Annotated in this window: 12 protein-coding genes; 2 read left to right on the top strand and 10 right to left on the bottom strand. The window is 69.1% G+C overall.

Annotation, left to right across the window (positions count from 1 at the left end; all coding sequences use genetic code 11):
- The first annotated feature begins 121 nt into the window (after positions 1-121).
- Positions 122-1,069: an alpha/beta fold hydrolase gene (locus tag GGR48_RS09155; protein WP_183951611.1), complete on the top strand. Its 948-nt coding sequence runs from the start codon at positions 122-124 to the stop codon at positions 1,067-1,069.
- Here the strand turns inward: GGR48_RS09155 and GGR48_RS09160 are convergent.
- The 7 genes from GGR48_RS09160 to GGR48_RS09190 all read right to left on the bottom strand — a co-directional run bounded on the left by GGR48_RS09160 (position 1,066) and on the right by GGR48_RS09190 (position 7,747).
- A complete protein-coding gene (locus GGR48_RS09160) occupies positions 1,066-1,764 on the bottom strand; it encodes a GIN domain-containing protein (protein ID WP_183951612.1) in 699 nt (232 codons plus the stop codon). The genes GGR48_RS09155 and GGR48_RS09160 overlap by 4 nt on opposite strands.
- Before the next feature lie 8 nt (positions 1,765-1,772).
- Entirely contained in the window at positions 1,773-2,525 is a 753-nt protein-coding gene (locus GGR48_RS09165) for a head GIN domain-containing protein (protein WP_183951613.1), read from the bottom strand.
- 57 nt (positions 2,526-2,582) lie between these two features.
- Entirely contained in the window at positions 2,583-3,335 is a 753-nt protein-coding gene (locus tag GGR48_RS09170; RefSeq protein ID WP_183951614.1) for a head GIN domain-containing protein, read from the bottom strand.
- 118 nt (positions 3,336-3,453) lie between these two features.
- Positions 3,454-3,987, bottom strand: a complete 534-nt coding sequence (locus GGR48_RS09175; RefSeq protein ID WP_042486954.1) for a CarD family transcriptional regulator — start codon at positions 3,985-3,987, stop codon at positions 3,454-3,456.
- A 360-nt stretch (positions 3,988-4,347) separates the two neighbouring features.
- A complete protein-coding gene (fdxA, locus tag GGR48_RS09180; protein ID WP_037568754.1) occupies positions 4,348-4,689 on the bottom strand; it encodes a ferredoxin FdxA in 342 nt (113 codons plus the stop codon).
- 29 nt (positions 4,690-4,718) lie between these two features.
- The gene (locus tag GGR48_RS09185; protein WP_183951615.1) at positions 4,719-5,039 is read right to left on the bottom strand and encodes a S4 domain-containing protein; all 321 of its coding nucleotides are present in this window, start codon (positions 5,037-5,039) and stop codon (positions 4,719-4,721) included.
- A 212-nt stretch (positions 5,040-5,251) separates the two neighbouring features.
- Positions 5,252-7,747 carry a helicase-related protein gene (locus GGR48_RS09190; RefSeq protein ID WP_183951616.1) on the bottom strand — a complete coding sequence of 832 codons (2,496 nt, stop codon included), beginning with the start codon at positions 7,745-7,747 and terminating at the stop codon, positions 5,252-5,254.
- Between the two features lie 222 nt (positions 7,748-7,969).
- On the opposite strand from GGR48_RS09190, the gene GGR48_RS09195 reads away from it, so the two are divergent.
- Positions 7,970-9,442, top strand: a complete 1,473-nt coding sequence (locus GGR48_RS09195) for a peptidoglycan DD-metalloendopeptidase family protein (protein WP_183951617.1) — start codon at positions 7,970-7,972, stop codon at positions 9,440-9,442.
- An 18-nt stretch (positions 9,443-9,460) separates the two neighbouring features.
- On the opposite strand, the gene GGR48_RS09200 is transcribed toward GGR48_RS09195, so the two are convergent.
- From GGR48_RS09200 to GGR48_RS09210, 3 genes are all read right to left on the bottom strand, one after another.
- The gene (locus GGR48_RS09200; protein WP_183951618.1) at positions 9,461-11,107 is read right to left on the bottom strand and encodes an ATP-binding protein; all 1,647 of its coding nucleotides are present in this window, start codon (positions 11,105-11,107) and stop codon (positions 9,461-9,463) included.
- A gap of 73 nt (positions 11,108-11,180) precedes the next feature.
- Entirely contained in the window at positions 11,181-11,945 is a 765-nt protein-coding gene (locus tag GGR48_RS09205; RefSeq protein ID WP_183951619.1) for a TIGR02186 family protein, read from the bottom strand.
- Positions 11,942-12,856 (bottom strand): TSUP family transporter, encoded by a 915-nt coding sequence (locus tag GGR48_RS09210; protein ID WP_183951620.1) that lies wholly within the window; start codon positions 12,854-12,856, stop codon positions 11,942-11,944. Before GGR48_RS09210 ends, GGR48_RS09205 begins: the two co-directional genes overlap by 4 nt.
- Position 12,857: the final 1 nt, after the last annotated feature.

Here is a 12,857-nt window from a genome sequence, read left to right on the forward strand (position 1 = left end):
TTGTGACAAAAGATTGCTGTCGGATGAACGCATCCCATGCGGCTTTTGGTCCCATGGCTTGATGCGCCCTGATGAATTTGAAAGGGATGCGCCTTCGATTGCTCGATGCGGAAGGATTCGCATGGCCGATTCGCTGTCCTGGCCCGCCGATCTGCCGCTGGCCCCCTGGCTATCCGCCTGGGTCGCGCCCGATGGCTGGACGCATCGCCGCTATGATCGCCCGCGCGTGGCGGGGACCGTGCGGCGCGGGCGGCTGCTGTTCCAGACCGGGCGCGCCGACATGATCGAGAAATATGGCGATGCGATCGACCATTTCCGGGACCGGGGCTGGGATGTCAGCGCGTTCGATTGGCGCGGGCAGGGTGGTTCGGGGCGGCTGGCGCAGGGCGATACCGGCCATATCGACCGGTTCGACCGGCTGGTCGACGATCTCACCGCCTTCCACGCCGATTGGACCGCCGAGGAGGAAGGCCCGCATGTCGTGCTCGGCCACTCGATGGGCGGGTTCGTGACGCTGGCCGCGCTGGCGGCCGGCGGAATCGCGCCGGACGCCGCGATCCTGGTCGCGCCGATGCTCGCGCTGCGCTCGCCGATCGGACAATGGGCGGGCAGCCGGTTCGCGCGGTGGCAGATGCGGCGCGGCGATCCGCTACGCCCCACCTGGCAAAGGCTGGAAACTCCCGAGGCCGCGAGCGCGCGGCAGAAGCGGCTGACCCATGATCTGGCGCGCTTCGCCGATCAGCAGGCGTTTCGGCGGCAATGGCCCGATCTGTGTCTGGGCTCGCCCAGCTGGCACTGGGTGGCGGAGGCGTTTCGCGCGACGGCGGTGCTGCGCGACGATCCGGGGCTGGCGCGGATCGCGCCTCCGGTGCTGATGCTGGTGGCGCAGGCCGATCGCCTGGTCGATGCACGCGCGGCCGGCCGGGTCGCGGCGCGGATGCCGCGCGCCGAGATGGTCGCCTTCGGCCAAGGTTGCGCGCATGAAATCCTGCGTGAGGCCGATCCGGTCCGCGCCAATGCCTTCGCAGCGATCGACGCGTTCCTGACGCGGCATGTATCGCCGGTCTAGCGGGTGCCGCAGCGGATTGGCCCGCTCCCTTGGCGGAGGATGCGGCATTTGGGTGACCCTTCGACCGTGATCCGGCCCAGCCCGCTATGGGTGATGGTCGCCATATAGCGCGCCCGCACGCTGGCATCGCCGGGACCGTCGAGCATGACCGTGACCTCGCCCGCGTCCAGCCCCGAGGCCGTCGTCACACCCTGACCGCTGGCGGCGAATCGCGCCTTGCCGACCCGCCCGCCGGCGATGCCCAGTTTGCCCGGGCCGAGCAGCGTCGTGACCAGCTGCTCGCCATCGGCCCGGTCGACCTGGACCTCGCCCGGCCCGGTGATCGTCACGTTGATCATGTCCCCCCGCAGTGCCTGTGCGGTCACCAGCGCGCCGCCGATCACGGTGATGCCGGAGAGCGGCGGGGCGGCGATGGTCAGTTCCACCGGTCCGTTGCCGGCGCGGTGCGGCGTACCGTCGCGCAGCGTGCGGATGACCAGCGTGCGCCCGACGATCGCCGCCTCGGTCTGGCGCAGCGCCGCCGGGTCACCGTGCATCATCCCGCGCGGCGAGGCGGCGGTGATCAGATGCACAACGAACGCCCCTTCGACCCGGACCGAGTCGAAGCTGCTCAGATCGATCCGTCGCTCGGCCGCATCGGCGCCGCCGCTCGGGGCGATACAGAGGCAGGCGGCAAGGAGGATGCGCGCGTTCACACCTTCACTCAGTCGGTGCGTTCGGACCGGCCGCAGCGAACATGACCCGACCCCATCTTCTGGATGGTGCAGATCGACTCGGGGCCGAGATCGGCACTCCCCGATCCCATGAGCTTGACCTGCGCCGGCCCCTGTACCTGCGCCGTGACGCCGCCCGATCCGGCGATTTCGACCTGCGCGCGGCCGGCGCGCAAGCCCCGGCCGGCGATGCTGCCCGATCCCGCCATCCGCAGGATCGCCGTATCGGCCGATCCGACCGGCCGGATGGTGCCCGACCCGGCGATGTCGATCTTGGCCTCGTCGACGCGCATCGCGCCGATGGCCAACTGACCCGATCCCGTCATGCCGGCCTGGAAGCGCGGCCCCTCCACCCGGTCGACTGTCACGTCGCCCGATCCGGCAAGGTTGACCTGGGTCAGCCGGGGGAGCGTCACGACGATGCGGACCCCGCGATCCCTTGTCGACGACGCGCGCGCCTGCCGATCACCGCGCCGGGTGATGCGCAACGTCTCGCCCCGGCGATCAATGAGGATATCGTCGAGTTGCGTCGTGGCGCCTTGCGCACGCACCGAAAAATCATTGCCGACGCGGATATCGACGGAATCGCTGGTCTTGACCGTGACGGCGGTGAAGTCACGCAACGGATAGTCGCGCTCGCCCTGTGCCTGCTGCGGTGCCTCGCCAGCGTCGGCAAGGGCGGTGACGGGCAGGGTGAGCATTGCGGCGGCGAGCAGCCAGGACATCGATACGGATTTGCGCATCATCCATTCCCCCAAGATGAAATAAAGCGGCGGCCCCATCCCGGCCGCCGTCACCCCTTATCGGCTATAGCGGCCGCAGCGCGCGCTGCCCGATCCGGTCTTGCCAACCGTGCAGACCGCATTGGGACCCAGATCGGCGTTGCCCGATCCGGTCAGCCCGACCTTGGCGGGGCCGTCGACCTGCAGCGTCACATTGCCCGACCCGGTGATCCCGACCTGCGCCTGGCGCACACGAAGGCTGGCGCCCTGGACATTGCCCGAGCCGGCGACGCCCACCTTCAGGGTGTTCACCGATCCGCTCGCCGTCATCGATCCCGATCCTGCGACGCCCAGATCGGCGGTATTCACCCGCATCGCGGCGATCGCCAGATCGCCCGATCCGGCGACACCGGCGCGGAATAGCGGGCCGTCCACCCGGTCGACCGTCATCCGCCCCGATCCGCTGACCCCCGCGCCCGTCAGGCGGGGCAGCGTCACCAGGATGCGGACATTCCGGCGGCCACCCCAATGCACGCCTTTCTTCACGCCGATCAGCAGCTTGTCGCCGTCGCGCGCGATGCGCAGCTGGTCGAGCGCCCCGGCATCACCTTCCGCACGCACCGAAAAGTCCCGGCCGGTGCGGATGTCGACCGGGTCGCTGCCGCTGGCGTCCACCGCCGTGAAACCGCGCACGGCATAGCTGCGCTGGCCGCCCGAGCCTTGCGCGGCGATCTCCTGGCCGCGCGCCTCGCTTTCGAAGGAACAGGCGGCGGTGGGGATTGCCAGCGCCGTGATGGCGAGCAGCGAGGGAAGAATGACCGACGTCTTCATGCAACAGCCTCCCGTGTATTGCGTGTATAATACGCACGGGAAAGCGGCCAGCGCAAATGAAAAGGGGCGGCCCCATCGGCGCCGCCCCTTGTTCGTATCGGAGAAGATCAACCGCGTGTCAGGCGGCGGGCTTTTCCTTGTTGTAGATGGCGGCGGCGGCACGCAGGATTTCCAGGATCTTCTCCTGGGCGCGCGGCTCGTCCACCTCTTCCATCGCGGCGAGTTCGCGGGCGAGGCGGCTGGTCGCGGCCTCGAAAATCTGCCGTTCGGAATAGCTCTGCTCGGGCTGGTCGTCGGCGCGGAACAGGTCGCGGACCACTTCGGCGATCGACACCAGGTCGCCCGAATTGATCTTCGCTTCATATTCCTGGGCACGGCGCGACCACATGGTCCGCTTGACCTTGGGCTTGCCCTTCAGCGTTTCCATCGCCTCGCGCATGGTCTTGTCCGAAGACAGCTTGCGCATGCCGACCGACTCGGCCTTGTTGGTGGGAACGCGGAGCGTCATGCGCTCCTTTTCGAACCGCAGCACATAGAGTTCGAGCTGCATCCCTGCGATTTCCTGCTTTTGCAGCTCGATCACGCGGCCCACGCCATGTTTGGGGTACACGACATAGTCACCGACGTCGAAGTGGAGCGCCTTGGCAGCCATTAAGGGGCCTTTCCGGATCAAGGCCTTCGCACGAGCGCCGAACAAGCGGAAATGGGTCCACTGATCAAGCCGGCCTCGGGAAGGAAGGGTCGAACACATCAAGGCGGGCAGTCGCGAAAACAGCTATGCCCGTCGCGGAACCATATAGCATGGTCGCAACAAAATTACCAGCATATGTGCAGGTATAGGGAACCATCCGGCGCGAACGGTCGAGGCGTCGCTATTCTATCTTTCCTCCCCTGCAAGGGGAGGGGGACCAGCGAAGCTGGTGGAGGGGTGTCCCGCCATCGAGAGGGGTACACCCCTCCGTCAGGCCTTCGGCCTGCCACCTCCCCTACAAGGGGAGGAATGGTTTGGGCGTCAATCGCCCTTGCCGGGTTCCGGGCTGAAGAACTGTTCGTACTTGTTCTCGACGCCCTTCATCGCATCGGCGTCGGGCGGCGTCTGGTCCAGCTTGCGCGTGACGTTGGGCCACTGGGCGGAGAAGGTGGTGTTCAGCTCCAGCCACTGTTCCAGCCCGCTCTCGGTGTCGGGCAGGATCGCCTCGGCCGGGCATTCCGGCTCGCACACGCCGCAGTCGATGCATTCCGACGGGTTGATGACGAGCATGTTCTCGCCCTCATAGAAGCAGTCGACGGGACACACCTCGACACAGTCCATATACTTGCAGCGAATGCAGGCATCGGTGACGACGTAGGTCATGACAACTCCCAAGGTACGAAGGCGTGCTGCTATGCCGCGTGCGGCGATCCGTCAACGCTTGAAACCGGAGAAGTGACCAGATCGCAATAACAGGCGCGTCCCTCGGCCGGGGGGCCGCGCCGCACGGGCAGCGACTCGACGCGCAGCACGCGGACGTCGCCGTGATGCGCGAAGGTCAGGATGCTGCCGATCCGCACCGGGGCATGCGCCCGGTCGATCGCGCGACCGTCCATGCGGAAATGCCCGTCGCACGCCATCGCCTGTGCCGTCTCCCGCGACTTGGCGATCCGCGCCCACCAGAGGAAACGGTCGAGCCGCATCGACTCGGGGGCGGGGGCGCGGGTGGTCATGGGGTGGGGCGATCCTTTTTGTGGGGAAGGGAAGACATGCGGAATCCCATTCCTCCCCAAGCTGTGCTTGGGGAGGGGGACCATCCACAGGATGGTGGAGGGGCAGAGGCTTGGCGATGACCTTCGTGGCCTGACGCGAGCCGTGGGGCATTACCCCTCCACCACCGCTTCGCGGCGGTTCCCCTCCCCATCGGAAATGGGGAGGAATAGCATTATGAAGGTCGTCCCCAGTCGGCGAGCGCGGCGAAGGCGTTGCCGGGGCGCGCCTCGACCCGCGGGGCAGGGCGGGCAGGCGGGCGGCCGCGCCAGATCCAGCGGACGGGGTCGGCCTCAGCCGCCGGCTTGACTTTGCGGAAACCCAGATCGCCCATCAACCGGTCGAGCGTCGCCGCCTCCAGTCCGATCGAGGTGGCGAGCGACGCATCGGGAGTAAACGGCCCGCGCCCCGCACGCGCATCATGCGCGGCGCGCGCGATGCGTTCGACCAGATCGACGCGCACCGCCTGCTCCCCCAGCGGCCGATAGCCCGAGGCGACGCCGCGCCCCGGCTCGTCGCGCCGCAATATCGTCGCGCCCGGTCGCGCCAGATCGGGCGTCTGGCCCCAGAGCGTCATCAGCGTGCGCCGCCAGGCGGCGGCACCGGGCTTCAGCAGCCGGGGATCGAATATGTCGAGCGTACCGATGGTGATGCCGAGGGCGCGCAACCGCCGCCGCTCGTCGGGGGACAGCGCATCGATCATCAACCGCAGCGGCTGGCGCGGCACGATGCCGCCGGCATCCTCCAGCGCGGCGGCGACGGCGCGGATCGCGGGCGACGCCTTGGCCTCGCGCGCCAGCGCCGCCAGCCGGACCAGCGCGGGCAATTGCCGGTCGAGCGAACGCGCCAGCCACGCCTCCAGCCGCGCCTTCACCCTGTCGCGCATCGGCTGCGACAGGCAATCCAGGTCGCGCTCCAGCCTGATCGCCGGTCGTCCGAGCGACGCACCCGCCGCCAGTCGCGCGACGCCATGCCCGTCCCAGACCAGCCGGTCTTCGGCAAGCGTGAAGGCATCATGCTCGGCGGCGATCAGCGCCTCGGCACGGCGGCCACGTTCGGTGCCCAGCCGCTTTTCCGCCGCCGCCAGCAACAGGCGCTTGTCGTTCGCCCGCGCCCCCGCCTCGACGGTGAAGCGGAACCCCTCCAGCCGACCGATCGGGTGGTCCTCGACCAGCACCTCGCCCTCCGGCCCGATGGTGACGGGCAGCGCGCCGGCATCCGCGCCGATGCGGCGGATCAGCGCGGTGGTGCGCTTGTCGACGAAACGCTGGGTCAGGCTGGCATGGAGACCGTCGGACAGCCGCTCCTCGATCTCGCGGGTGCGCTCAGCCCAATGCTTCGGGTCGGCCAGCCAGTCGGCGCGCTGCGCGATATAGGCCCAGCTGCGGATCGCGGAGAGGCGGCCCGCCAGCGTCTCGACATCGCCCGCCATGGTGTCGAGCCGCGCGATCTCGTCGGCGAACCATTGGTGCGGGACATGGCCAAGCCCTTCGGACAGATGCCCGAACACGCGCGAGACGAAGCGGGCATGGGGATCGAGGCCGACTTTGCGGAAATCGGGAATGCCGCACGCGGCCCAGAGCCGTGCGACCATGGCGGGCCGCCGCACCCGGTCGCGGACCCAGGGTTCGTCGGCGAGGCGCTTGAGCACCTGCAGATCGGTGGCGAGCGGGGCGGCGCGGAGCACACCGGGTTCGGGCTTGCGCTCCAGGCTGGCGATCAGCGCGTCGATGCTCGACAGGTCGGGATCGCCCTCGCGCCAGTAGAGATGGTCGAGCCGGGGGAAGCGATGCTCCTCGATCGCCAGCACTTCTTCGGGGAGAAACGAGTCCGGCCCTTCCTCGGCCAGCGCGCCGAAACTGCCGTCGCGGTGGTGCCGCCCGGCGCGTCCGGCGATCTGCGCCATTTCGGCGACGGTCAGACGACGGCGGCGACGGCCGTCGAACTTGTGAAGTCCGGCAAAGGCGACATGCGCGACGTCCATGTTCAGACCCATGCCGATCGCGTCGGTCGCGACCAGATAATCGACCTCGCCCGCCTGGAACATCTCGACCTGCGCGTTGCGGGTGCGCGGGGACAGCGCGCCCATCACCACCGCCGCGCCGCCGCGCAGACGGCGCAGCATCTCGGCGACCGCATAGACCTCCTCCGCCGAGAAGGCGACGATGGCCGAGCGTTTGGGCAAGCGGCTGATCTTCTTCGCGCCGGCATAGGTCAGCGTCGAGAAGCGCGGTCGCGCGATGATCTCGGCATCGGGCACCAGCGCACGGATCATGGGCTTGAGCGCTTCGGACCCCAGGATCATCGTCTCGTCACGGCCGCGCTGGTGCAGCAACCGATCGGTAAAGACATGACCGCGCTCCAGGTCCGCGCCCAGCTGCGCCTCGTCCAGCGCGACGAAGGCGACGTCGCGGTCGGGCATCGACTCGGCGGTGCACAGGAACCAGCGCGCATCGGGGGGAACGATCTTTTCCTCGCCGGTCACCAGCGCGACCTTGTCCGCGCCCTTGATCGCGACGACCCGGTCATAGACCTCGCGCGCCAGCAGCCGCAGGGGAAAGCCGATGATGCCGCTGCTATGCGCGCACATCCGCTCGATCGCGAGGTGCGTCTTGCCGGTGTTGGTCGGCCCGAGAACGGCCGTAACGGCGCCCGATACGCGGCTGGTCATGCCCCCTACATCGGGCTTCGCGTGGCCGGTTGCAACGGCATGGAGCAAGACGGTCGACCGATAGCGGGATTCGGCCCGAAGCGGCCACGCCCCGTCGCAGCATGCGGCGCCCAAGCGGTCGCATGGTTTGACTTTGCCCCGCCCGGCCATCAACCAGCATGGCAAGCGCCGGGGGGGATCGGCGACGCCCATCGACACTCACGGACGTAACCGATCTTTCGCATGTTCCTGGCTACCGACGACGCATCCTATCTCTCCGGCGGCACCGCCGCGCGCACGCTGGGCGGCGCGCTGGCACCCGCGTCCAAACCCCGCCCGTCCGGCTGGCGCCAGATGCTGCGCGAAATCGACTGGGTGCCCGATCTGGGCACGCGGATCGGCAGCCGCGACTGGTGGCGCGGGCTGGCGACCTGCACTGCGCTATGTGCGACGACGATCGCGCTGTCGCCCGGCCTCCACCGCCCGATCGCCGGCGAATCCCCTGCCCCCCTGACCGGCGAGGTTCGGGAGAATGCCCGCGCCCAGGCGATCGCGCCGCTGGCGCTGGGCGCCGATACTAGTCGGCACGCGGCGGCGAACGCGATGGTCGCCACGCTGGCCGAAGCGCCTGAGCGGCCGATGATGCAATTGTCCGCGACGGTCGGCGCGGGCGACCGGCTGGCCCGCGTGCTCCAGCGCGCCGGCGTTGCCAAGGATCAGGCGCGGGCGGCCGCCGATCTGGTCGAACAGGCGACCGACGGTGCCGACATCGCCTCCGGCACCCGCGTCGCGCTGACGCTGGGGCGGCGGCCGAGCCGGACGGTCGCACGGCCGCTCGAACAGATGAAGCTGCGCGCGCGCTTCGACTTGGCGGTGACGCTGACCCGCGCGGGCAAGGGCTTCACCATGACCGAGCAGCCGATCGCGATCGATCATACGCCGCTGCGCCTCCAGGGGCTGGCGGGGTCGAGCCTGTACCGATCGGCCCGCGCCGCCGGCGCGCCGGCCAAGGTCGTCGAAACCTATATGAAGGCGCTGGCCAGCCGCATGTCGGTCGGCCGCGAGGTCAAGCGTGCCGACAGCTTCGACCTGATCATCGAGCGTGAGCGTGCCGCCACCGGCGAGACCCGGCTCGGTCGGCTGCTCTATGCGGGGCTCGATCGCGGCGGCCGCAAGGTACAGCTGGCGCGGCTGCCCGGCGAGGACGATGGCGACTGGTACGACGTCAATGGCCAGAGCCAGAAGCGCGGCGCGATGGGCATGCCGGTCGCGGGTCGGATCACCTCCTCCTTCGGCAATCGGATGCATCCGGTGCTGGGCTTCATGCGGATGCACAAGGGGCTCGACATCGGTGCCCCCCGTGGCACGCCGATCCATGCGATCATGGACGGCGTCGTCCAGTTCGCGGGCCGTTCGGGCGGCTATGGCAATTTCGTCAAGCTGATGCATGGCGGCGGCGTCGCCAGTGGTTACGGCCATATGAGCCGCTTCGTCGTCCGCTCGGGCGCGCGGGTGAAGCAGGGGCAGGTGATCGGCTATGTCGGCTCGACCGGCATGTCGACCGGCCCGCATCTGCACTGGGAAGTGTGGAAGAACGGCGCGACCGTCAATCCGCGCAGCCTGAAGCTGTCGAGCGTCGCCGCGCTGTCGGGCGCCAAGCTGCGCGCCTTCCGCCACGCGGTGCAGCAGCTGCTGTCGGTCAAGCCGGGCCGGTAAGGCACCGGCCAAGGCGGGTCAGCGCCCGCCCGAGCGCCAGCGCGCGACCGTTGCGTTGAGCACGCCTTCGCCCGCCGCGCGGTCGGTCCACAGCGCGGTGATCGGCATATCGCCCGAGGCGGGGCGCTTGCCGTCCTCCAGATTGTCGAAGCTGGCGCGCACCGGAAAGGCCACGCCCTCGCCGCACAGGATCGCCTCGCGGTTGCGCAGCGCCGACATGGTGTCGAGCAGGCCGCGCCCGCCCTCGGGCATGGCGGCGGCGACCATCGCCTGATCGCGGTCGTTGTTCAGGCGCATGGCGATGATGGTGCCGCACTGCGACAACACCCCTTCGGCCAGATCGGAGGGACGCTGCGTCACCAAGCCCAGCGAGACGCCGTATTTGCGCCCCTCCTTGGCGATGCGCGCCAGGATGCGCCCGACCGCCGACCCCTGTTCGGCGCGCGCGGGGATGTAGCGATGCGCCTCCTCGCACACCATCAGCACCGGGCGTCGCTCCTCGGGTCGCGCCCAGACCGCCTGGTCGAAGATTATCCGCGCCAGCACCGCGACGACGACGCTGGTCACCTCGGACGGCACGCCCGATACGTCGATGATCGAGATCGGCCGCCCGTCGCCCGGCATGCGCAGGATACGGCTCAGGAACGCGGCCATGGTATCGCCGACCAGCATGCCGGAGAACATGAAGGCATAGCGCGGATCGCCCTTGATCTCGTCCAGCTTGGCCTTGATCCGCTGATAGGGCGCGATCTCGCCCGCGCGGTCCAGCTTGCTCATCTCCTGGGTCAGCGCCGCGCCCAGATCGGACAGCAGATAGGGGATGGGCGTGTCGACGGTCACGCGCGGCACCTCGGCGGCGGCGCGGCTGCGCGTCCGCGCGGCGAGCAGACACTTGGCGAGGATGTCGACCTCGATCTGGCGCTCGGCGGGGCTGGCCGACAACAGCATCTCGCAATGCTCTTCGAAGGTCATCAGCCAATAGGGCATGCGCAGATTGCCGACGTCGTGCACCTCGCCGGTGGCGCGAAAGGCGGTGGCATATTCGCCGTGCGGGTCGATCATCACGACATGGCCGCGCGGCGCCATCTCGCAGATGCGGTGGAGGATCAACGCGGTCGCGGTCGACTTGCCGGTGCCGGTCGACCCGACCAGTGCGAAATGGCGGCCGAGCAGCGCGTCGATGGTCAGTGTCGCGGGCACGCTGCGCGCCGGATAGACGGTGCCGATGCGGATGGTCGGCGCGCCCCGGCGATCGTGCATCGCGGCCAGTTCGGCATTGGTGATCGCATGCACCGCCGCGCCGGGCAGCGGATAGGCGGTGACGCCGCGCCGAAAGCCGTGAAGCGTGCCGCTCCCCGCCTCGCACCAGCCCTCGCCGATCAGCTCGACCTCGGTCTGGATCGCGGCGGGATCGCTGGCGGGATCGAGCGACATGTTGCGGATCGTGCCGATGATCCAGCGATCGCCGCGCCGGATCTTGATCGGCATTGCCACCTGTCCCGCCGCCGCCAAGACCGGGTCGGCGTCGCCGCCAAGCGCGCTCACCGCCTCCCGGTCGAGGACGATCCGCGCCGTCGATCCGCCGACCGCCAGCAGCCAGCCGATGACGGGCGTATCGACCGGTATGGCCGTGGCATTGGGGAAGACAGGCAGAGGGTGGGACATGCACGCAGCCGTAACGGTCGGGGAAAGGTCACCGTGTTGATAAGCGGCAAAACTTAAAGATATGGTGACGTTATCAGACCCGCCGCGCGATCCAGCCCGCCGCCCAGCCGAGCAGCACCGATAGCGCCACCGCAGTCAGTCCGTACGGGATGGCGGCGCGGTCGGCGGCGCGCGCGACGAACCGTTCGAAGCCCGATTTGCGGATGTCGATGTCGCGCACGGCGGCGGCCAGCACGCGCCCGTCGCGGATTAGGAAGGTCTCGGCGGTGAAGCGGCCCACCGGCACGCGCGCGGGAATGGTGACGCGTGCGCGGTAGAGCACGTCGTCGGTGATCTCGACCGCGCTCGGCGCCTCGACATACAGCCCCGCGCGGCGGCGCTGGTCGACCAGCCCGGCCTGGAAGCGCGCCTGCACATCGGCGGGCGCGTTGGAGGCGGGGGAGAGCTGAAGGCTGTCGAGCCCCAGTTCGTAGATGGCGCGGGTGCGATCGTCGACGATCCGGCCGATCGGCCGTGACGAGGCGATGGCGTAGAAGGAGGGTGCCGATTGATAGCGCAGCCGCCCGGCATTGACCCAGAGCCCCGCGATCTTCTCCTTCTCGCGGATCAGGATCGACTGGGTCGGCCCCTTGACCACCACGACGATGTCGGTTGGCTTGTCGTCCTGCGGCGGGCGACCGCCGGGATAGAGGATCGCACCGAACAGCAGCAGCTCGGCACCGGTGAAGCTGTACGCGATCTGGATGTCGCGCTGCGACACGTCGGGGACCAGCACCGGCTTGGCCTGCGCCATCAGCAGCGGCGACAGCAGGGCGAGGACGGGCGCGAGCCGCCTCATGACAGCTGGACCGTGAAGATCTCCTCGGGCCGCCAGACGAGGCCGAGCAGGATGCGCAGGCCGACGAGCAGCACGATGACGGCGAGTGCGAGCCGCAGATATTCGGGCTTCACATTGGTCGCGAACTTGGCGCCCAGCTGCGCGCCCGTCACCGATCCGATCAGGAGCAGGCCGGCCAGGACGATGTCGACCGCCTTGGTGGTGGTGGCATGGACCATCGTCGCCGCCGCCGTCACGAACAGCGTCTGGAACAGCGAGGTGCCGAGCACCACCCGCGTCGCCATGCCCAGGATATAGATCATCGCCGGCACCAGCACGAACCCGCCGCCGATCCCGAGCAATATGGTCAGGATGCCGGTGAACATCCCCAGCAACAAGGGGGCGAGCGGCGAGATATAGATGCCCGAGGCGTAGAAGCGGGTGCGGAAGGGAAGGGCGGCGACCAGCGGATGGTGCCGCCGCCGCGCCGCCCGCTGCGCCACGCCGCGCCGCGCCGCGATGATTGCGGCCAGCGCCTCGCGCGCCATCACCGACCCGATCCAGCCGAGCATCAGCACATAGACGATCGCGATCACCGTATCGATCTGCCCGCTCGCCTGGAGCAGGCGGAAGATATAGGCGCCGATGAACGACCCGATGATGCCGCCCGCGACCAGCACGCCGCCCATCTTCACATCGACCCCGCCACGCTGCCAGTGCGCGAACACGCCCGACACGCTGGCGCCGGTCACCTGGCTGGCGGCCGACGCGGCGGCGACGGTCGGCGGGATGCCATAGACGATCAGCAGCGGCGTGGTCAGAAAGCCACCGCCCACCCCGAACATGCCCGACAACAGACCGACACCCGCACCCAGCGCGATGATGACCAGCGCATTGACCGACAGGTTGGCGATGGGAAGATACAGATCCACG

Source organism: Sphingomonas pseudosanguinis (genome assembly GCF_014196255.1).
GTDB lineage: Bacteria > Pseudomonadota > Alphaproteobacteria > Sphingomonadales > Sphingomonadaceae > Sphingomonas > Sphingomonas pseudosanguinis.

Coding starts and splice junctions, on each gene's coding strand:
- GGR48_RS09155 (WP_183951611.1), top strand. CDS start 122: ATGGCCGATTCGCTGTCCTGGCCCGCCGATCTGCCGCTGGCCCCCTGG.
- GGR48_RS09165 (WP_183951613.1), bottom strand. CDS start 2,525: ATGCGCAAATCCGTATCGATGTCCTGGCTGCTCGCCGCCGCAATGCTC.
- GGR48_RS09170 (WP_183951614.1), bottom strand. CDS start 3,335: ATGAAGACGTCGGTCATTCTTCCCTCGCTGCTCGCCATCACGGCGCTG.
- GGR48_RS09175 (WP_042486954.1), bottom strand. CDS start 3,987: ATGGCTGCCAAGGCGCTCCACTTCGACGTCGGTGACTATGTCGTGTAC.
- fdxA (WP_037568754.1), bottom strand. CDS start 4,689: ATGACCTACGTCGTCACCGATGCCTGCATTCGCTGCAAGTATATGGAC.
- GGR48_RS09185 (WP_183951615.1), bottom strand. CDS start 5,039: ATGACCACCCGCGCCCCCGCCCCCGAGTCGATGCGGCTCGACCGTTTC.
- GGR48_RS09190 (WP_183951616.1), bottom strand. CDS start 7,747: ATGACCAGCCGCGTATCGGGCGCCGTTACGGCCGTTCTCGGGCCGACC.
- GGR48_RS09195 (WP_183951617.1), top strand. CDS start 7,970: ATGTTCCTGGCTACCGACGACGCATCCTATCTCTCCGGCGGCACCGCC.
- GGR48_RS09200 (WP_183951618.1), bottom strand. CDS start 11,107: ATGTCCCACCCTCTGCCTGTCTTCCCCAATGCCACGGCCATACCGGTC.
- GGR48_RS09205 (WP_183951619.1), bottom strand. CDS start 11,945: ATGAGGCGGCTCGCGCCCGTCCTCGCCCTGCTGTCGCCGCTGCTGATG.